Origin of the sequence: Paraburkholderia sp. BR13444 (genome assembly GCF_040948755.1) — a bacterium.
Taxonomy (GTDB): Bacteria; Pseudomonadota; Gammaproteobacteria; order Burkholderiales; family Burkholderiaceae; genus Paraburkholderia; species Paraburkholderia youngii.
The window spans coordinates 145,666-164,577 of the sequence record NZ_JBFPKM010000010.1; the positions used below are offsets into that span (position 1 = coordinate 145,666).

Genomic DNA, 18,912 nt, shown 5'->3' on the forward strand with positions numbered 1-18,912 from the left:
CCGGCAACGTGACGCTGCCCCAATTTGGCGCTATCGTGTAGTGCGCACCACCAGCAGCAAGCAACCCGCAGCATCAAACCGCCGTTCCCATTCCTACCCGCGCTCGCGCGAAGCAATGGAGCCGCAACCATGAGCTACACCGAATCGATCGGCAGTCGCACATACCGCTTCGCCGATCTGAAAACCGTGCTCGCAAAAGCGAGCCCGCAACGCTCCGGGGACCAGCTCGCCGGCATCGCGGCAGCAAGCGAAGAAGAGCGTGTCGCCGCCAAAATGGCGCTGGCACAAGTGCCGTTGCGCACGTTCCTGAACGAACCGCTGATCCCCTACGAAACCGACGAAGTCACCCGCCTGATCATCGACGATCACTCGCCACAAGCCTTCGCCCAAATCTCCCATCTGACAGTAGGCGACTTCCGCAACTGGCTGCTCAGCACCGCCACCGACACCGACGCACTAACCCGCGTCACCCAGGGCCTCACACCAGAAATGGTCGCCGCGGTCTCGAAGCTGATGCGCAACCAGGACCTGATCACCGCTGCCCGTAAACGCCCGGTCATCACCCGCTTTCGCAACACGGTCGGCTTACCCGGCCGCATGTCCGTCCGCCTGCAACCGAACCACCCAACCGACGACGTCAAAGGCATCGCCGCCTCGATGCTCGACGGCCTGATGTACGGCTGCGGCGACGCCCTGATCGGCATCAACCCCGCCAGCGACAATCTCACCGCGATCACGAAACTGCTGCAGATGATCGACGACTTCCGCCAGCGCTATCAGGTCCCGACGCAATCATGCGTGCTGACGCACGTAACCAGCACGATCGCCGCGATCGAAAAAGGCGCGCCGGTCGATCTCGTGTTCCAGTCGATCGCGGGCACGGAGCAAGCGAACGCGAGCTTCGGCATTTCGCTCGCGCTGTTGCAGGAAGCGTACGAGGCGGGGCTGTCGCTCAAACGCGGCACCGTCGGCAGCAATCTGATGTACTTCGAAACGGGGCAGGGCAGCGCGTTGTCGGCGGATGCGCATTTCGGCGTCGATCAGCAGACCTGCGAGGCGCGCGCATACGCGGTCGCGCGCAAGTTCAAGCCGTTTCTGGTGAACACGGTGGTCGGTTTCATCGGCCCCGAGTATCTGTACGACGGCAAGCAGATCACGCGCGCGGGTCTCGAGGATCACTTCTGCGGCAAACTGCTCGGCGTGCCGATGGGTTGCGACATCTGCTACACGAATCACGCGGAAGCGGATCAGGACGACATGGACAATCTGCTGACGCTGCTCGGCGTCGCGGGCATCAATTTCATCATGGGCGTGCCGGGTGCGGACGACGTGATGCTCAACTATCAGAGCACGTCGTTTCACGATGCGCTGTACGTGCGCGACGTGCTCGGTTTGCGGCGCGCGCCTGAATTCGAGGAATGGCTGGAGTCGATGCAGATCATCGATGAACGCGGCGCGTTGATCGGCGCATCGGCGCGGCAACCGCTGCTCGAAGGCGCGCGCGACTGGATGGGGATCGCATGAGCGAGAACGACGCACTCGACAAGGACCCGTGGAACGCGCTGCGTCGGTTTACGCAGGCACGCATCGCGTTGGGCCGCGCGGGCAACAGCCTGCCGACCGCGCCGCTGCTCGCGTTCAATCTCGCACATGCGCAGGCACGCGACGCTGTGCATCATCCGCTCGATGCGGACGCGCTTCACGCACGATTGCAAGAACAGGGTTTCAACACGCTCGACGTGCATAGCGCCGCGCCGGATCGCGAGCATTATTTGAGGCGACCTGATCTTGGGCGGCGTCTGTCGGATGAGAGTCGCACCACGCTTGCGCGTCTGCCAACGCAATCAAACGATGTGCTGTTCGTGATCGGTGATGGCCTATCGGCGTTTGCCGCATCGAAGCAGGCTGTACCGTTGCTGCAAGCGATACATCCAAAGCTGGCGGATTGGACCATCGGTCCCGTAGTGGTCGCGCGTCAGGCACGCGTCGCGCTTGGCGACGAGATCGGAGAATTGCTCGACGCGAAAATCGTAGTGATGCTGATCGGCGAGCGGCCGGGTTTGAGTTCGCCCGATAGCCTCGGCATCTACATCACGTACGCGCCGAAAGTGGGTTGCAGCGATGCGCAGCGCAACTGCATTTCGAACGTGCGCCCCGAAGGGCTCGACTATCCGCAGGCCGCGCATAAACTGCACTATCTGCTCACGCAGGCGAGGACGCTGAGACTCACGGGAGTGGGTTTGAAAGACGACAGCGATGATCTGCTGGCAAACGCGCCGACGCATCCGGCCGTGAGCGACGGTTCAACGTAGGGTGCAACGAGCGTAGACCTCGGACCCACTCACTTTCGCAACAACCTCAACCCATTTCCCACCACCAGCAAGCTCGCACCGACATCGGCGAACACCGCCATCCACATCGTGCCGAAGCCCATCAACGTCAGCACGAGAAACACGCTCTTGATGCCCAGCGCGAGCGAGATGTTCTGCACCAGCACCGCGTACGTCGCTTTCGACAGCCGGATGAACGCCGGAATCTTGCGCAGATCGTCGTCCATCAGCGCGACGTCGGCGGTTTCGATCGCCGTGTCGGTACCCATCGCCCCCATCGCGAAGCCGATATCGGCGCGCGCGAGCGCGGGCGCATCGTTGATGCCATCGCCGACCATGCCGACCGTCGCGCCATCGCTGGACCATTGCGCGATCGCGCCGATTTTGTCCTCGGGCAACTGATCGCCGCGCGCTTCATCGACGCCGACCTGATGTGCGATCGCCTCGGCAGTGTGGCGGTTGTCGCCGGTCAGCATCGCGGTGCTGACACCGAGCCGCCGCAATTCGCTGACGGCGGCGCGGCTCGTCTCCTTCACCGTGTCGGCGACCGCGAACAACGCGAGCACGCGTTGCGCGTCGGCGAGCATGACGACGGTCTTGCCCTGCTCTTCGAACGCATCGAGACGCGCTTCGAGTTGCGCCGAGCAGCGGCCCAGCTCTTCGATCAGGCGATGATTGCCGAGCCAGTAGGCGATGCCGCCGATGTCGCCGCGCACGCCGCGTCCAGCGATCGCTTCGAACGCATCGACGTGCAGGTGTTCGACGCCATCATCATTCGCGGCAGCAGCAATCGCCATCGAAACAGGATGATCGGAGCGGCCCGCGATGCTCGCCGCGAGCGAGCGATACCGGAGGGCGTCGGCCTCATTGCTAATGACCTCGAACTCCGTCTGTACCGGCTTGCCATGCGTAATCGTCCCGGTTTTATCCAGCGCCAGGCGGCTCAGCTTGCGCCCCTGTTCGAGGTAAACGCCGCCCTTGATCAGAATCCCCTTGCGCGCGGCAGCCGCGAGCCCGCTGACGATCGTCACCGGCGTCGAAATCACGAGCGCGCACGGACACGCGATCACGAGCAGCACCAGCGCCTTGTACACCCACGCGTGCCACGCTCCACCAAACACGATCGGCGGTATCAGCGCGACGGCGAGCGCAATCGCGAACACGATCGGCGTATACACCCGCGCAAATTCATCGACGAAGCGCTGCGTCGGCGCTTTCGTGCCCTGCGCCTCCTCGACCGCATGGATGATCCGTGCGAGCGTCGTGTTGCCAGCCGCAGCCGTCACACGGTAGTCGAACGAGCCCGCCTGGTTGATCGTGCCGGCGAACACATCGTCGCCGACGGCTTTGTCGACCGGCAGGCTCTCACCGGTGATCGGCGCCTGATCGACGCTCGACCGGCCCGCGACGATTTCGCCATCGAGCGCGATCCGCTCGCCCGGCTTCACGCGCACCAGCGCGCCGGGCGCGATCGAGTCGACGCGCACGAACTGCCACGCGCCGTCGGGCTGCTGCACGCTCGCCTCGGCGGGCGTGAGCCGCATGAGCCCTTCGATCGCGTCGCGCGCGCGGTCGAGCGAGCGCGCCTCGATCAGTTCGGCGATCGTGAAGAGCACCATGACCATCGCAGCTTCGGGCCATTGGCCGAGCAGTGCCGCGCCGGTCACGGCGATGCTCATCAGCGCATTGATGTTCATGTTGCCGTTGCGCAGTGCGACCCAGCCCTTACGATACGTCGTGAGCCCGCAGGAGGCGATCGCGACGACCGCGAGACCCGCCACTACCCACACAGGCGCACCAAGCCAACTAGCGGCTTCTGAGGTCGCCGCGATCACGCCGGAGAGGATCAACGGCCACCACGGCTTCTGTACGGCGCCAGAAGCCGCAATAGACGCCGCGCTGGCATTGCCGGCGCTGGCATCGCTCGCCAGTTCGGGCGTGAAGTCGAGCGAGCGCAGCGCGGCGAGGACCGGTTCGAGCGCATCCGACGCGTGGACGACGGTCAGCACGCGCTGCATCAGGTTGAAGTCCATGCTGCGCACATCCGGCATGCGAGCGAGTTTCTTGCGGATCAGCGCTTCTTCGGTCGGGCAGTCCATCTGCAGGATGCGGATCGCGGTGCGCAGGTCGTCGCCGACGGCCTCGGACGCCGGCAGGCGCAACTGCGTCGGCGTGAACGCGGTGGAGGCGCAGCAGGCGCCGTGAGAGTGACCGTGGTCATGGTCATGGCCATCGTCATGATCGTGTCCCTCATGCTGATGACCACTACCCGCGTCGGCACCATGAACGTGCTCATGCCCATGCGAATATCCGCGTTCCCCATCCGTATCCCTGCTATGAGCATGGTCGTGCCGTGCATCAACCTCCCCGCAAGCCCCGTGGCTACAGGCTTCGCCCACTTCTGGACGATCGGTGGCATAACGGTTGACTTCAGGCATTGGTGGCTTCCTCGTGCGATTTGTGGTCTAGTAAACACCTTGAAGCCACTACAAGGTCAAGGCCGCGTGGAGGAAAGGTCCATGAAAATCGGCGAACTGGCGAAAATCGCTCATTGCACGACGGAAACCATCCGTTTTTACGAAAAAGAGCGCCTGCTGCCCGAGGCGGAGCGCACCGAAGCCAACTACCGCAGTTACACGGCGAAGCACGTCGAGCGCTTGCGTTTCATCCGCAATTGCCGAGCGCTCGACATGACCCACGACGAAATCCGCGCATTGCTGCGTCTGACCGACGCGCCGGCGAACGGTTGCGGCGGCATGCATACGCTGGTCGAAGAGCACATTGCGCATGTCGACACGCGTATCGAAGAACTGCATCAATTGAAGGCGCAACTGACGACGCTGCGCGATCAATGCCACGGCGAGCATCCGGTCGAAGACTGCGGCATCGTGCACGGCCTGACCGACATGGATGTGGCCGTGCCGCGTCCGCGGCATACGCATCTCGGCTGACGCTATGCCGGCCGTCGTCGTGCGCTTTGAAGGCACGAAGCGGCGCCGGCGCAACAACCCCAGACACGGCAAGGCCGCGCGAGCGACCTTGCCGATCGATCATCGAATCCAGTTGGAGAATCAACGTGTTCACCTGTAGAAACCAGTCCTGCGGCGCGCAGTGGGAGCAATCCGACGTCGTCATCAAGAACGAAGGCCAGGGGCTCCTGTTCCGCTGTCCGCTGTGCGGCGCGCGCAACTACGTCGAGCGTTTCGACGGCGACGACGGCGAGGTGCTGTACGAGCAGCTGCCGGGCCGCCCCGATCATGGCCCGATGGCCGAGTAATCGCGATTTCTACAGACGACCCTATGAATAGTCCCACCCCCGCCGGCGCCGCATTCAGCGAACTGCCGCTCCCGCCCGCGACGCTCGCGAACCTGACGCAGCTCGGCTACCTCGAGATGACGCCGATCCAGGCCGCGAGCCTGCCGATCGCGCTCGCTGGCCATGATCTGATCGCTCAGGCGAAAACCGGTAGCGGCAAGACCGCGGCGTTTTCGCTGGCGCTGCTCGCGCGTCTCGACGCACGCAAGTTCGACACGCAGGCAATGGTGCTATGCCCGACGCGCGAACTCGCCGATCAGGTCACACAGGAAATCCGCCGACTCGCGCGCGCGGAAGAAAACATCAAGGTGCTGACCTTGTGCGGCGGCACGCCGATGCGTCCGCAGACGGCGAGCCTCGAACACGGCGCGCACGTCGTGGTCGGCACGCCGGGCCGCATCATGGATCACCTCGAACGCGGCACGCTCGTGCTGCAAGCGCTGAACACGCTCGTGCTCGACGAAGCCGACCGCATGCTCGACATGGGTTTCTTCGACGACATCGCGAAGGTCGTGCGGCAATGCCCGAAAGAGCGGCAAACGCTGCTGTTTTCGGCGACGTACCCGGAGGGCATCGCCAAGCTGAGCCAGCAATTCTTGCGAAACCCGAAGGAAGTGAAACTCGCCGAGCGGCACGACGACAGCAAGATCCGTCAGCGTTTCTACGAAGTGACCGAAGACGAGCGTCTGCACGCGGTCGGCCTGCTGTTGAATCACTACCGTCCGGTCAGCACGATCGCGTTCTGCAACACGAAGCAGCAGTGCCGCGATCTGCTCGACGTACTGCGCGCGCAAGGCTTTCATGCGCTCGCGCTGCACGGCGAACTCGATCAACGCGAGCGCGATCAGGTGCTGATCCAGTTCGCGAACCGCAGCTGCTCGGTGCTGGTCGCGACCGACGTAGCCGCGCGCGGCCTCGATATCGCGCAACTCGAAGCGGTGATCAACGTCGACGTGACGCCGGACCCGGAAGTGCACACGCACCGCATCGGCCGCACGGGCCGCGCCGATCAGGAAGGCTGGGCGCTGAGTCTCGCGAGCATGGACGAGATGGGGCGTGTCGGCGGGATCGAGCAGGCGCACAAGCGCGACGTCGAATGGCATAAGCTGGCCGAGCTGAAGGCGGCCAGCAACGACCCGCTGCTGCCGCCGATGGAAACGCTGCAGATCCTCGGCGGCCGCAAAGACAAGATCCGTCCCGGCGATGTGCTCGGCGCGCTGACCGGCGACGCCGGTTTCGCGGGCTCGCAGATCGGCAAGATCAACGTGACCGACATGTCGACTTATGTCGCGGTGGAGCGCAGCATCGCGCGCGAGGCGGTGCGCCGGCTCAGCGCGGGCAAGCTGAAGGGGCGCAAGGTCAAGGTCCGTTTAATGGACGAAGCGTGATTCACGCGAAGCGCCGGCTTTCCTTGAAAGTCCGATAACTCGAAAACGGCCGCATCTGCGGCCGTTTTCGTAGGCAAACCGCTCAGCATCACATTCCTTCATACCTACGCGGGTTCCCGCATTCGCCACCGCCTCCCCACAAACCATGATCCCGCTGGCTTACCCCGGCGCGCAGCGGCCTACCGCGAGCCATGACGAAAACGCATGCCGCGCATGACAAAGTTTCGATTGTGAGCGTTCTGTGGCTGATGCCTAATCACCCCACTGGAAGGAACGCCCCGCCGCCGCCGTTTCGTGCGGCCGCCAGCGGCTGAAGAAAGGGAGAAAGTCTTATGCAGAGCGCCACGCAAGCCCGCTCGAAACTGCCGGACGTCGGCACCACCATTTTTACCGTGATCGGCCAGCTGGCCGCGCAACACGATGCATTGAACCTGTCGCAGGGCGCACCGAATTTCGCGCCGGACCCGAAGCTCGTCGACGGCGTCGCACAGGCGATGCGCGCCGGTCACAACCAGTACGCGCCGATGGCCGGCATCGTCGCGCTGCGTGAAACGCTCGCGGACAAGGTGGAATCGCTGTACGGCGTGCGCTACGACCCGGCCAGCGAAGTGACGGTGCTCGCGAGCGCGAGCGAAGGGCTCTACTCGACGATCAGCGCGCTCGTGCATCCGGGTGACGAAGTGATCTACTTCGAGCCGTCGTTCGACAGCTATGGACCGATCGTGCGCCTGCAAGGCGCGAAGCCGGTTGCGATCAAGCTGTCGCTCGATCACTTCCGCGTGAACTGGGACGAGGTCGCCGCGGCGATCACGCCGAAGACGCGCATGATCATCGTCAACACGCCGCACAATCCGACCGCGACGATCTTTAGCGACGCCGATATCGAGCGGCTGAAGGCGCTCACGCGCAATACCGACATCGTGATTCTGTCCGACGAGGTCTATGAGCACGTCGTGTTCGACGGCGCGAAGCATCAGAGCATGGCGCGCCATTGTGAACTCGCGGAGCGCAGCGTGATCGTGTCGTCGTTCGGCAAGTCGTATCACGTGACCGGTTGGCGCGTCGGCTATTGCCTCGCACCCGCCGCGCTGATGGACGAAATCCGCAAGGTCCACCAGTTCATGGTGTTCTCCGCCGATACGCCGATGCAACACGCGTTCGTGGACGCGCTCGCCAATCGCGACAGCTATCTCGGCCTGTCCGACTTCTATCAGAAGAAACGCGATCTGCTCGCGCATGCGCTGCGCGAATCGCGCTTCGAGTTGTTGCCGAGCGAAGGCAGTTTCTTTATGCTCGCCCGGTTCCGCGGCTTCTCCGATGAAAGCGACAGCGATTTCGTGCTGCGCCTGATACGCGATGCGCGCGTCGCGACGATTCCGTTGTCGGCGTTCTACACCGACGGCACGGATTCGGGGCTGATTCGCCTGAGTTTCTCGAAGGACGACGCGACGCTGCTCGAAGGCGCGCGGCGTTTGTGTGAAATCTGAATGCGCGAGAGCACACTCCACGTATCGAAGTGATCAAGGTATTCGCAGAAAGAAGGGAGACGTTATGAAGATTCTTAAATGCCTGTTGGCGCTGGCCTGTGCCGGCGCGTCGCTCGCCACATGGTCGGCCGCCAGCGCCGCCGATACCGCGACGCTGCGTTTCGGCCTCGAAGCGCAGTACCCGCCGTTCGAATCGAAAGGACCGAACGGCGAACTGCAAGGGCTCGATATCGACGTGGGCAACGCGGTCTGCGCGGCCGCGCATATGACGTGCAAGTGGGTCGAAACCTCGTTCGACGGCCTGATTCCGGCACTGCAGGGCCGCAAGTTCGACGCGATCAATTCGGCGATGAACGCGACCGAACAGCGCCGTCAGGCGATCGATTTCACGACCGTCGTCTATCGCGTGCCGTCGCAACTGATCGCACGCAGCGACAGCGGTCTGCAGCCGACGCCTGAGTCGCTGAAGGGCAAGCGCATCGGCGTACTGCAAGGCTCGATTCAGGAGACCTTCGCGAAGGTGCATTGGGAACCGGCCGGCGTGACCGTTCTGCCGTATCAGGACCAGAACCAGGTCTATACCGATCTGACCGCGGGCCGTCTCGACGGCACGCTGGTGTTGGCGCCGGCCGGACAAACGGGCTTTCTGTCGAAGCCCGAAGGCAAGGGCTATGCGTTCGTCGGTCAACCGGTGCGTGACGACAAGATTCTCGGCAGCGGCATCGCATACGGCATTCGCAAGGGCGATACCGCGCTGCGCGACCAGTTGAACGCTGCGATTGCGAAAGTGCAAGCCGATGGCACGGTAAAGACGCTCGCCGCGAAATATCTCGGCAATATCGACGTCAGCGCCAAGTAATCGCCTCGCGTTCGGCCGGCGGCGCCGTTTGCGGGCGGCGTCGCGCGTTCGCTTGTTGGTCGGGCGTTTGACGGCTACGATACGGAGGCTTCGCGAAGTCGCAGACAACGGCGAAGTCGGCGGATCAACCGGAGAGCGCGCATGAGCGAGACGATCGAAGCGGCGAGCGCTGCAAACACCGCACGCGCAAAAGGTGCGGACGCGCCGCGCTTCTGGCGTAGCGAGGCGCTACCGTTCATCGAAGCACGCTCGATCGACGATGGCCGCAAGGTCTGCTACGCCAAGCATTCGCACGAAACGTTCTCGATCGGCGCGGTGACGGGCGGCCGCAGCGTGTATCTGAACCGACACGCGCGAGAATGGATCGGCGCGGGCGCCGTCGTGATGATGAACCCCGACGATGTGCACGCGTGCAACCCGGTTGCCGGCGAGCGGTGGTCGTACCGGATGCTGCACGTCGACGTTGCCTGGTTCACGAAACTTCAGCACGAGCTGGGCTTGAACGAGAGCCATGCGTTCCGCGCGTTTTCGCAGATCATGACGCTCGACGCCGCGTTGTTCGACGGCCTGAACCGGCTGTGCGCGATTCTCGCCAGCAACGATGGCGACATCGACACGCTGCGCAAGGAAAGCGCGGCCATCACTTTCTTCTCGAACGTGCAGCAAACGCTCAATCCGGCGAGCCTGCCCGAGCGTGCCGCGAGCGGCCAGCTCGCGCGTGCCGCGGAGTACATCGCCGAAAACTGCACGCGCGCGCTGAAACTCGACGACGTATGCGCAGCCGCCGGGCTGTCCGCTTCACATCTGATACGCGCGTTCAAGCTGCGCTACGGCATGACGCCGCACGCGTATCTGATCAACCGACGCATCCAGTACAGTCGTGCGCAACTGCGGCGCGGCGCGCTGATCGCCGATGTCGCGCTCGATGCAGGCTTCGCCGATCAGGCGCACTTGCAGCGCACCTTCAAGCGGCTGGTGGCGGCAACGCCGGGGCAATATCGCAGCTGAGCATGACGCGGCGTGGTGAAGCCGCATCGGCAAGCAGGCGCGACTCAGGTCACTCCACGAGCAGATACATCGCACTGAGAGCGAGCAGCGCCGCCATCACGCGATTGAACACCCGGACTCGTTTCGCCTCACGCAGATGCCTGCGCAAAAACGTGCCGGCATAGGCCCAGCTCGCGATCGACAGATAGCAGAGCACGAAGTACAGCGCCGCGAATTGCCAGACGAGCCCGCCGTCGCCGCCCGCCGCATATGCGCCCATGCCGGCCAGCGATGCGAGCCACGCCTTTGGATTGAGCCATTGCATCGCCGCGCCGTGCGCGAACGACGGCCCCCGCGCCGGCTTGCCCGCGCCGAGCTGGCCGTTATCGATGGTGAGCTTGTAGGCCATATAGAGCAGAAAGCCAACGCCCGCCCATTTGACGATCTCGATCAGATTGGGAAAGCGCGCGAGCAATGCGTGCAAGCCAAGGCCGATCAACAGAAGCAGCAACGTGAAACCGACCGTCGCGCCAGTGACGTGCCGCAGACTCGCGGCGAGCCCGTGCTGCGCGCCGGCGCTCAGCGCGACGACGTTGACCGGGCCGGGAGAAATGGAACTGGCGAGCGCGAACGCGGCCATCGAAAGTAATGCGGTCATCGGATGCCTCGAAACGTGAGTGTGCGAATGAATTGCGACGCTCAACGGTAACGAGACGGCGAGGGCATGTATTGAAGGAAATTACCCAACTGAAACCAAAACATAATCCGACGACGCGGTGATTCGATAACAAACACGCGTTTGAATTTAGAGCTAATTACGCGCAAACGTTACCCAAAAAATTAATTTCTGAATTATCAGGCAAATTGTACCGATCGATAGCTATGATATGTCCCTATGCAGCGCGCAAGTATTCGGCTCGATAAACAGGCCGAGACCTCGAAAAATCAGCGATACAGTGCTTAACGACTTACGCGCACGAAGTTAAATGCATCGAGCGCGCGGTGAGTGCTTTTCATCAGTATCAATAGGCTGTTCCGTTTCTGCTGGAAGCGGCCAGTCGAATGGATGAAGGAGTGCATGTGGGTCCCCATGTGAGCAGGCAGAAAATTGCGGACGAATTGAACGAGCTGTGTCTCGCGTTATTCGACGGCTGGTGCGAGCGCAGGTGCGTGATTCCGCTCGCGTATCTGCTGCACGTTTGGCCGATCGTCGATGCGACGCAGCGCTCGTTCAAGCGACTACGCGACAACCTGCGTGATCTCGAATGCTGGCACCTGAGCGACCTGTCCGACGAAGATAGCGGGAGGATTCGCTATCTGCTGAGTGTTCTGTCCCAACAAACCGGAAGCGTAGTGAGCACTTCGACAAACTGACTCCCGCCGTTGGAAACGCAGAGCACATGATCCACAGAAGAAAGGGCCGGTTTCGCCTGCTGATCGCACGGGCGCGCGGATGGCGGGTGCCGCGCGATGGCGTTATCTACGCCGGATGCGGCGTGGTGCTGGCAATGCTCGCGCTGTGCGGCTACACGCTGTATCAGAGCCGCGAAGATGCGATCGCGCGTGCACTGGATTCAACGCGCGATGTCGCGACGATCACCCAGCGCGACATCGCGCGCAATTTCGAGTTGTACTCGCTGTCGCTGCAGGCAGTCGCCGAGGGCCTCGGCCGTCCGGGCGTGCTCGATTCGCCGCGGTTGTGGCGCGAGATCCTGTTCGATCGCGCGGCGACCGGGCAATACGTCGGCGCGATGGTGGTGCTCGACGCTGTGGGCAACGTCGTGATCGATTCGGAAAACGACGTGCCGCGCAGGGGAAACCTCTCTGACCGCCAGTACTTCAGGATTCAACGCGAAGATCCGAATTTCGGACTCTATGTCAGCGCGCCGTATAACTCGAGACTCAGACCCGGTTCGCGCAGCATCGCGCTGAGCCGGCGACTGTCGCGGCCGGATGGATCGTTTGCGGGAATCGTCGCGCTCGGTATCGATCAGGAGTATTTCGCCAGCCTGTTCGCGGATCTGAGGATAGGGCAGCACGGCTCGGTGTCGATCGTCAGAACGGACGGCACGATCATCGTGCGACGGCCCGACGATCGAAACGTAACCGGCACCGATATCAGCAAGACGGAGCTCTTCCAGCGGCTGCTTGCGAAAGACGAGCGCAGCTTTATCGCGTCTTCGCCGCTCGATGGCGTCGAGCGCCTCTACTCGTTCAGACGGATTCCACAATTGCCGCTGATCGTGCTGGTCGCCGATTCGACTGCCGATATCTACGCGGGCTGGTGGAAGCGCGCGCTGACGATCGGTTCGCTGATGCTGATCCTGGGGATCGGCGTGATCGTGCTGGCGGCGTGGCTCGGCGCCGAGTTGCGGCGACGACAGCAGGTTGAGCACGAACTCGCACGGCTTGCCGGCACGGACGGGCTCACCGGCTTGCCCAATCGCCGCGCACTGTGCGAAACGCTCGATCGCGAATGGCTGCGCGCGCGCCGCACCGACAGCGTGTTGTCGCTGCTATTTGTCGATATCGATCACTTCAAAGCCTACAACGATACGTATGGTCACCAGGCCGGCGACGTCGCACTGACCGCGGTCGCGCGCTGCATCCGCGGAGTGATCCAGCGGCCGGGCGATTGCGTCGGCAGATACGGCGGCGAGGAGTTCGTCGTGGTGCTGCCGGATACCGACGTGAGCGGCGCCGGGGTGGTCGGCGAGAAAATCCGCGCGGCGATCGGCGAACTGGGCATCGCGCACGAGGGCTGCGAGTTTGGGCGAGTGACGGTCAGCATCGGCGCGACCACGTCTCGTCCGGATCGGGTGACGGATGTCGGAGCCGTCGTTCGCGCTGCCGATGAGGCGTTGTATACGGCAAAGGCCGGTGGCCGGAATATGGTCGCGCAGATGAGAGTTGGGTGATCGGTCGCTCGTGATGGTTTTGCGTCGGAAATGAAAAAGGGTTGCGTCGCTTTCGCGTGCAACCCTCTTTAAATTTCCGCGTCGTGCTAACTGACGCTAGCGGTCGACGGCTTAGAACGGGCCAGCGATCACGCGCACCAGCCCACTACGCAGCGGCGGCGCGGCTTCAGCGAACTCGAGATTCACTTTGTTGGCGACGCTCAAGATGCGAGTCTGATACGTTCTGCTGCACGCTGGCCAATCATTTGAATTTATTTCTTTGTTGATACTCGCCCCTCCATTCATGTGAGGAAAGGAAGGGCATGTGAATGTCGGCTGCTGTTTGAGAAACTTGAGGGAAAGTAGAGAAATTATGCGAAATGAGTAGAGAATGGTCGATATAACCGCGCCCAGAACGCAAAAAGCCCGGTCGCAGTGACCGGGCTTTTTGCTTGAATCTGGTGGTGGGGCGTGAGTGACTCGAACACTCGACCTACGGATTAAGAGTCCGCTGCTCTACCAACTGAGCTAACGCCCCAACAGAAGCGAAATTATGCAGGATCTTTTCGAGATTGCCAAGCCCTATTCGCCGTTTTATTAAAAAAATCGCATCGCCCGAACTTGAGCGTTCCCTCGACAAAGCCGCCGTCCAGAAAACATCGTCGCGTCCAACGCGGCCGGTATCATGTCGCGGACACTACGCTGCGTGCAGCATCGCGGCTTTCGACCGGGATTGCCATGGATGACAAAGAGATTACCCAGTTGCTCGACCGAGTTCTCGCGCCATGGGTCCGGGCGCTCACGCTGACGCCGGTCAAGGTCGACGAGGAGAGCGCCACGCTGCGTCTGCCGTTCTCTGGCGATTGGCGTCACTCGGGCGGCATGATCAGTGGCCAGGTGTTCATGGCGGCCGCGGATACGGCGATGGTCGTCGCCATCACCGCCGCGCTTGGCGGCTTCAAGCCGATGAGCACGGTGTCGCTGAACATCAACTTCATGCGCGCGGTCCGCAAGGGCGATGTGCTGATCAAGGCGCGCGTGCTGCGCATGGGCCGCAATCTCGTGTTCGGCGAAGTCGAACTGTTCGACGAAGGCGGCAACATGGCCGTTCATGCCACCACGACCTACGCGTTGCTCGAGTGAACGCCCGACGGACCCGAGCCGGCCACACAATCCACCGTAGCAAGAGCAAAGCAAAGCAAGGAAAAGCAGCATGTTCGATCAGGTCGTTTTCGCCGGTGGCGGCAACCGCTGCTGGTGGCAGGCGGGTTTCTGGGACGTCGTGCAGCCGCGGCTCGACATCCGTCCGCGCGTGATCACCGGCATTTCGGCCGGCGCCGCAACTGCGTGCATGATTTACACGCGCGGTGATTCCGACTGGGTCATGCGTTATTACGAGGACGCGCTGCGCCACAACACGCGCAACGCCTACTGGGGCAACCTGCTGCGCGGCGAGTCGGTGTTCCCGCATTACCGGATCTACCGGCAGGCGCTGCTCGATATCTATGGCGACAAGTTTTCGAGGCTCGCACAGGCGCCGGAAATCCGCATCGGCGTGTCGCATCTGCCGCGCTGGCTCGGCGCGCGAAGCGCGGTCGCGGCGGGGCTGGTCGCGTACAACATCGAAAAATACGTGCGCAAGACGCTGCATCCGACGCTTGGTCGGACGCTCGGCTTTCATCCTGAATTCGTGCGCGCGCAGGATTGCGCGAGCGTCGACGAGTTGGCAGACCTGATCCTGCAATCGTCGAGTACACCGCCGTTCACGCCGGTTCTGCGGCGCAACGGCCGGCCGGTGCTGGACGGCGGCATGGTCGATAACGTGCCGGTCGGCGCACTAGATGCCGACACGCCCGGCAACGTGCTCGTGATGGTCACGCGTCTTTATCCGCGGCCGCAGATGTTTGTCGTGCCGCACGGCGTGCAGCAACGGCTTTACGTGCAGCCGTCGCGCAAGGTGCCGATTTCGAGTTGGGATTACACGAGTCCATCGCAGATGGTGCACGCCTATAACCTTGGCCGTGCCGACGGCGAGGTCTTTCTTGAACGCATCCCCGCATTGATGGAGGCGGGAGCGCACGAAGCGCGGTGAGTAAATGCGGTAGGGCGGGGCGGGACACACCTGACCCGCCGGCCACCTCGCCCACCCATCACCGCCGACGCCCGCCCTGCAGTGCCTCCGGATTCGCGACACTGGCGGTATCGCCGGCATCGAAAGCGAGGATGTTCTTGAACGCCGCCGAAAAATATAGCTCGTAGCTCTCGCGCTCCACGTAGCCGATGTGCGGCGTGCAGATCACGTTTTCCATGCGCAGCAGGCTGTAGCCCTGCAGGATCGGCTCGCTTTCGTAGACGTCGATCGCGACCATCCCCGGGCGGTTGTGCGACAGCGCGTTCACCAGCGCATTCTCTTCGAGCAGCTCGGCGCGGCTCGTGTTCACGAGCAGCGCGGTCGGCTTCATGCGCATCAGATCGTCCTGTTTGACGATGCCACGCGTGTCGTCGTGCAGACGCAGATGCAGCGACAACACATCGCTGGTCTCGAACAGTTCCTCACGACTCGCCGCGACGCCGTAGCCATCGGCGCGAGCGGTTTCGCGCGAATGCTCGCGGCCCCAGATCAGCACATTCATGCCGAACGCCTTGCCGTAGCCGGCGACCAGCCGGCCGATCTTGCCGTAGCCCCAAATCCCCAGCGTCTGGCCGCGCAGCACTTGCCCCAAACCGAAGTTCGGCGGCAGCGCCGACGTCTTCAGCCCCGACTGCTGCCAGGCGCCCTGCTTAAGGTTTGCCACGTATTGCGGAATACGACGTTGGGCGGCCATGATGAGTGCCCACGTCAGTTCGGCCGGCGCGACCGGCGAACCGCTGCCCTCGAGCACGGCAATGCCGCGCTCGGTACAGGCCGCCAGATCGATGTGGCTCGCCACTTTGCCGGTCTGACTGATCATCCGCAAACGCGGCAGCTTGTCGAGCAGTTGCGACGTGATGCGGGTACGTTCGCGGATCAGGACGAGGGCGTCGACTTCCGCAAGACGGCTCGCAAGTTGTCCGAGACCGCGCACGGTATTGTTGAATACTTTGACTTCCTGGTCGGCCAGCAATTGAAAGCAGTCGAGCTTCCGAACGGCGTCCTGGTAATCGTCGAGGATGGCAATCTTCATGGTATGTAATTTGCGGCGCACCCGGGTGGTGCGAACCGAATGTTATGCTGACTGTCCCAGCATGTGACTTAGGTCACACGCTGGTCTGGCTAGATGCCCTACCGTAGAAGTTGCCGCACCAAAAAAGAACGGCAGCGCTACTTGAAGGCGAATTGAGAACGTTTTTAGCAGTTTGTTGCGTGTTGAGGCAAGCCGCTTTACACAAGGTTGCAGAAGCCTTGTAGACGCGGGCCTCCGCCTGGCAAGCTGTGTGGCCCAGGACGATCTGCGCAGTCATGCGCCTGCAGTCGGAAATTGGCACGTCGGCGTGATGAATTCAATGCCTCTCGCATGCAGCGTCCCAGGGCTTGTACCGTTTTTTCTTTGCTTCAAACGGAGACAAGTCGATGAATCTTCCCTCGTTCGAAGGGCCGCCCACTATCGAGGCGCCCACATGGGTCAAACACCGAAAGCTGATCGACTGGGTCCAGCGCGTCGCAGCGCTGACCAAGCCCGCACAAGTGGTCTGGTGCGACGGCTCGCAGGAAGAATATGACCGCCTGTGCGCGCAGATGGTCGAAGCAGGAACCCTGAAGAAACTCAACCCCGCCAAGCGTCCCAATTCCTATCTCGCCTCGTCCGATCCGTCCGACGTCGCGCGCGTGGAAGACCGTACCTTCATCTGCTCGCAGCGCGCCGAGGACGCCGGCCCGACCAACAACTGGATCGCTCCGGCCGAAATGCGCGCGACGCTCGACGGCCTGTTCGACGGCGCGATGCGCGGCCGCACGATGTACGTGGTGCCGTTCTCGATGGGCCCGCTCGGCTCGCCGATCGCGCACATCGGCGTCGAGTTGAGCGACAGCCCGTACGTCGTGACCAACATGCGCATCATGACGCGCATGGGCCGCAAGGTGTACGACGTGCTCGGCGAGGACGGCCCGTTCGTGCCGTGCGTGCATTCGGTCGGCGCACCGCTCGCGGCGGGCGAGCAGGACGTGTCGTGGCCTTGCAACAAGACCAAGTACATCGTGCATTTCCCCGAATCGCGCGAAATCTGGAGCTTTGGCTCGGGCTATGGCGGCAACGCGCTGCTGGGCAAGAAGTGCTTCGCGCTGCGCATTGCATCGACGATGGGCCGGGACGAGGGCTGGCTCGCCGAACACATGCTGATCCTCGGCGTCACCTCGCCGGAAGGGCGCAAGCATCACGTGGCGGCGGCGTTCCCGTCGGCGTGCGGCAAGACCAACTTTGCGATGCTGATTCCGCCGGCCGGCCTGAACGGCTGGAAAATCTCGACGATCGGCGACGATATCGCGTGGATCAAGCCGGGCAAGGACGGCCGCCTGTACGCGATCAATCCGGAAGCCGGCTACTTCGGCGTTGCGCCGGGCACGAGTGAAAAAACCAACTTCAACGCGCTCGCCACCTTGAAGGAAAACGTGATCTTCACGAACGTCGCGCTGACCGACGACGGCGACGTGTGGTGGGAAGGCATGACCGACGAGCCGCCGGCGCACCTGATCGACTGGCAGGGTAAGGACTGGACGCCGGCCGACGCAAAGGAAACCGGCCGCAAGGCGGCGCATCCGAACGCGCGCTTCACGGCGCCGGCTTCGCAGTGCCCATCGATCGACGCGGACTGGGAGAATCCGGCGGGCGTCGCCATCGACGCGTTCATCTTCGGCGGCCGTCGCTCGACCACCGTGCCGCTCGTGACCGAAGCGCGCAACTGGGTCGAGGGCGTCTACATGGCAGCGACGATGGGCTCCGAAACCACCGCCGCGGCCGCTGGCCAGCAGGGCGTGGTGCGCCGGGATCCGTTCGCGATGCTGCCGTTCTGCGGCTACAACATGAGCGACTATTTCAGCCATTGGCTGAAGACCGGCGAGCGTTTGCAGCAGCTGAGCGCGAAGCTGCCGAAAATCTTCTGCGTCAACTGGTTCCGCAAGGGTCCGGACGGCAAGTTCGTGTGGCCCGGCTTTGGCGAGAACATGCGCGTGCTGAGCTGGATGGTCGGTCGCATCGAAGGCACCGCGCAGGGCGAAGAGCATGCGTTCGGCATTTCGCCGCACTATGCGGACATCGACTGGAGCGGTCTGAACTTCACCCGCGAGCAGTTCGAGCAGGTGATTTCCGTCGACGCCGCTGCATGGCGCGACGAGCTCGTGTTGCACACAAAGCTGTTTGACACACTGCAACACGGTCTGCCGCCGGCGCTATCCGAAGCTAAGCGGGCGCTAGAGGAAAAGCTCACTGCTTGACTATGTGAGTGCCCACTCAGCTTGAAAAGCCGCCCTCGGGCGGCTTTTTCTTTGGGGCCGGGTTTGTGCCAATCCTTTCGATTTCCGCAACACCGGGGCGACCGTTGCATCTGTTCGGACAAAAAAGACAGTGCAAGCTGCAGCGCAGCAGATTGTTTTAGATTTGGGAACAATCGCTGGTCGGACCCGGTTTTATCGACACAGTCGTACCAAAATCGACAATATTTCCTGTTTTGCGGGC

General features: G+C 62.7%; 17 protein-coding genes and 1 tRNA gene. 13 read left to right on the forward strand and 5 right to left on the reverse strand.

Annotated elements, in window-relative coordinates; genetic code table 11:
- The first annotated feature begins 129 nt into the window (after positions 1–129).
- Together AB3X95_RS26415 and eutC are read left to right on the forward strand one after the other, a co-directional pair.
- The gene (locus AB3X95_RS26415) at positions 130–1,524 is read left to right on the forward strand and encodes an ethanolamine ammonia-lyase subunit EutB (RefSeq protein WP_368622956.1); all 1,395 of its coding nucleotides are present in this window, start codon (positions 130–132) and stop codon (positions 1,522–1,524) included.
- On the forward strand, positions 1,521–2,312 hold the full coding sequence (eutC, locus tag AB3X95_RS26420; protein ID WP_176122382.1) for an ethanolamine ammonia-lyase subunit EutC: 792 nt from the start codon (positions 1,521–1,523) through the stop codon (positions 2,310–2,312). Before AB3X95_RS26415 ends, eutC begins: the two co-directional genes overlap by 4 nt.
- A gap of 29 nt (positions 2,313–2,341) precedes the next feature.
- Here eutC and AB3X95_RS26425 read toward each other — a convergent pair whose 3' ends face one another.
- Positions 2,342–4,768, reverse strand: coding sequence for a heavy metal translocating P-type ATPase (locus AB3X95_RS26425; protein WP_368622957.1), 2,427 nt, complete (start codon positions 4,766–4,768; stop codon positions 2,342–2,344).
- Between the two features lie 81 nt (positions 4,769–4,849).
- Here AB3X95_RS26425 and cadR point away from each other — a divergent pair, with 81 nt between their 5' ends.
- The 6 genes from cadR to AB3X95_RS26455 all read left to right on the forward strand — a co-directional run bounded on the left by cadR (position 4,850) and on the right by AB3X95_RS26455 (position 10,388).
- A complete protein-coding gene (gene cadR / locus AB3X95_RS26430; RefSeq protein ID WP_176109857.1) occupies positions 4,850–5,281 on the forward strand; it encodes a Cd(II)/Pb(II)-responsive transcriptional regulator in 432 nt (143 codons plus the stop codon).
- Positions 5,282–5,406: 125 nt separating this feature from the next.
- Positions 5,407–5,607: a hypothetical protein gene (locus AB3X95_RS26435; RefSeq protein ID WP_176109856.1), complete on the forward strand. Its 201-nt coding sequence runs from the start codon at positions 5,407–5,409 to the stop codon at positions 5,605–5,607.
- A gap of 23 nt (positions 5,608–5,630) precedes the next feature.
- A complete protein-coding gene (dbpA, locus tag AB3X95_RS26440) occupies positions 5,631–7,034 on the forward strand; it encodes an ATP-dependent RNA helicase DbpA (RefSeq protein ID WP_368622958.1) in 1,404 nt (467 codons plus the stop codon).
- Between the two features lie 332 nt (positions 7,035–7,366).
- The gene (locus AB3X95_RS26445) at positions 7,367–8,521 is read left to right on the forward strand and encodes a pyridoxal phosphate-dependent aminotransferase (protein ID WP_368622959.1); all 1,155 of its coding nucleotides are present in this window, start codon (positions 7,367–7,369) and stop codon (positions 8,519–8,521) included.
- Positions 8,522–8,585: 64 nt separating this feature from the next.
- The gene (locus AB3X95_RS26450; protein WP_176109853.1) at positions 8,586–9,380 is read left to right on the forward strand and encodes an ABC transporter substrate-binding protein; all 795 of its coding nucleotides are present in this window, start codon (positions 8,586–8,588) and stop codon (positions 9,378–9,380) included.
- Positions 9,381–9,521: 141 nt separating this feature from the next.
- The gene (locus tag AB3X95_RS26455; RefSeq protein ID WP_368622960.1) at positions 9,522–10,388 is read left to right on the forward strand and encodes an AraC family transcriptional regulator; all 867 of its coding nucleotides are present in this window, start codon (positions 9,522–9,524) and stop codon (positions 10,386–10,388) included.
- 49 nt (positions 10,389–10,437) lie between these two features.
- Here the strand turns inward: AB3X95_RS26455 and AB3X95_RS26460 are convergent, their stop codons facing one another.
- Positions 10,438–11,025 carry a LysE family translocator gene (locus AB3X95_RS26460; RefSeq protein WP_176122377.1) on the reverse strand — a complete coding sequence of 196 codons (588 nt, stop codon included), beginning with the start codon at positions 11,023–11,025 and terminating at the stop codon, positions 10,438–10,440.
- 422 nt (positions 11,026–11,447) lie between these two features.
- Here AB3X95_RS26460 and AB3X95_RS26465 point away from each other — a divergent pair, with 422 nt between their 5' ends.
- Positions 11,448–11,741: a hypothetical protein gene (locus AB3X95_RS26465; protein WP_309235071.1), complete on the forward strand. Its 294-nt coding sequence runs from the start codon at positions 11,448–11,450 to the stop codon at positions 11,739–11,741.
- Between the two features lie 26 nt (positions 11,742–11,767).
- Positions 11,768–13,285 carry a diguanylate cyclase gene (locus tag AB3X95_RS26470; RefSeq protein WP_368622961.1) on the forward strand — a complete coding sequence of 506 codons (1,518 nt, stop codon included), beginning with the start codon at positions 11,768–11,770 and terminating at the stop codon, positions 13,283–13,285.
- A gap of 111 nt (positions 13,286–13,396) precedes the next feature.
- On the opposite strand, the gene traT is transcribed toward AB3X95_RS26470, so the two are convergent.
- The gene (gene traT / locus AB3X95_RS26475) at positions 13,397–13,570 is read right to left on the reverse strand and encodes a complement resistance protein TraT (protein ID WP_368622962.1); all 174 of its coding nucleotides are present in this window, start codon (positions 13,568–13,570) and stop codon (positions 13,397–13,399) included.
- A gap of 156 nt (positions 13,571–13,726) precedes the next feature.
- Positions 13,727–13,802 (reverse strand) — tRNA-Lys (locus AB3X95_RS26480).
- A gap of 200 nt (positions 13,803–14,002) precedes the next feature.
- Between AB3X95_RS26480 and AB3X95_RS26485 the strand changes: the two genes are divergently transcribed.
- Positions 14,003–14,407 (forward strand): PaaI family thioesterase, encoded by a 405-nt coding sequence (locus AB3X95_RS26485; protein WP_368622963.1) that lies wholly within the window; start codon positions 14,003–14,005, stop codon positions 14,405–14,407.
- 70 nt (positions 14,408–14,477) lie between these two features.
- Complete coding sequence (locus AB3X95_RS26490; RefSeq protein WP_018436957.1) at positions 14,478–15,356, forward strand: patatin-like phospholipase family protein; 879 nt, start codon at positions 14,478–14,480, stop codon at positions 15,354–15,356.
- Positions 15,357–15,414: 58 nt separating this feature from the next.
- Here the strand turns inward: AB3X95_RS26490 and AB3X95_RS26495 are convergent, their stop codons facing one another.
- Entirely contained in the window at positions 15,415–16,428 is a 1,014-nt protein-coding gene (locus AB3X95_RS26495) for a D-2-hydroxyacid dehydrogenase family protein (RefSeq protein WP_368622964.1), read from the reverse strand.
- A 386-nt stretch (positions 16,429–16,814) separates the two neighbouring features.
- Here AB3X95_RS26495 and AB3X95_RS26500 point away from each other — a divergent pair, with 386 nt between their 5' ends.
- On the forward strand, positions 16,815–18,671 hold the full coding sequence (locus AB3X95_RS26500; RefSeq protein ID WP_368622965.1) for a phosphoenolpyruvate carboxykinase (GTP): 1,857 nt from the start codon (positions 16,815–16,817) through the stop codon (positions 18,669–18,671).
- The last annotated feature ends 241 nt before the right edge of the window (positions 18,672–18,912 follow it).

Excerpts from the sequence above, each read along its gene's own strand:
- AB3X95_RS26455 (WP_368622960.1), top strand. The coding sequence starts at position 9,522 with ATGAGCGAGACGATCGAAGCGGCGAGCGCTGCAAACACCGCACGCGCA.
- eutC (WP_176122382.1), top strand. The coding sequence starts at position 1,521 with ATGAGCGAGAACGACGCACTCGACAAGGACCCGTGGAACGCGCTGCGT.
- AB3X95_RS26500 (WP_368622965.1), top strand. The coding sequence starts at position 16,815 with ATGAATCTTCCCTCGTTCGAAGGGCCGCCCACTATCGAGGCGCCCACA.
- AB3X95_RS26450 (WP_176109853.1), top strand. The coding sequence starts at position 8,586 with ATGAAGATTCTTAAATGCCTGTTGGCGCTGGCCTGTGCCGGCGCGTCG.
- cadR (WP_176109857.1), top strand. The coding sequence starts at position 4,850 with ATGAAAATCGGCGAACTGGCGAAAATCGCTCATTGCACGACGGAAACC.
- AB3X95_RS26445 (WP_368622959.1), top strand. The coding sequence starts at position 7,367 with ATGCAGAGCGCCACGCAAGCCCGCTCGAAACTGCCGGACGTCGGCACC.
- AB3X95_RS26415 (WP_368622956.1), top strand. The coding sequence starts at position 130 with ATGAGCTACACCGAATCGATCGGCAGTCGCACATACCGCTTCGCCGAT.
- AB3X95_RS26490 (WP_018436957.1), top strand. The coding sequence starts at position 14,478 with ATGTTCGATCAGGTCGTTTTCGCCGGTGGCGGCAACCGCTGCTGGTGG.
- AB3X95_RS26460 (WP_176122377.1), bottom strand. The coding sequence starts at position 11,025 with ATGACCGCATTACTTTCGATGGCCGCGTTCGCGCTCGCCAGTTCCATT.
- AB3X95_RS26425 (WP_368622957.1), bottom strand. The coding sequence starts at position 4,768 with ATGCCTGAAGTCAACCGTTATGCCACCGATCGTCCAGAAGTGGGCGAA.
- AB3X95_RS26485 (WP_368622963.1), top strand. The coding sequence starts at position 14,003 with ATGGATGACAAAGAGATTACCCAGTTGCTCGACCGAGTTCTCGCGCCA.
- traT (WP_368622962.1), bottom strand. The coding sequence starts at position 13,570 with ATGAATGGAGGGGCGAGTATCAACAAAGAAATAAATTCAAATGATTGG.
- AB3X95_RS26470 (WP_368622961.1), top strand. The coding sequence starts at position 11,768 with ATGATCCACAGAAGAAAGGGCCGGTTTCGCCTGCTGATCGCACGGGCG.
- dbpA (WP_368622958.1), top strand. The coding sequence starts at position 5,631 with ATGAATAGTCCCACCCCCGCCGGCGCCGCATTCAGCGAACTGCCGCTC.
- AB3X95_RS26495 (WP_368622964.1), bottom strand. The coding sequence starts at position 16,428 with ATGAAGATTGCCATCCTCGACGATTACCAGGACGCCGTTCGGAAGCTC.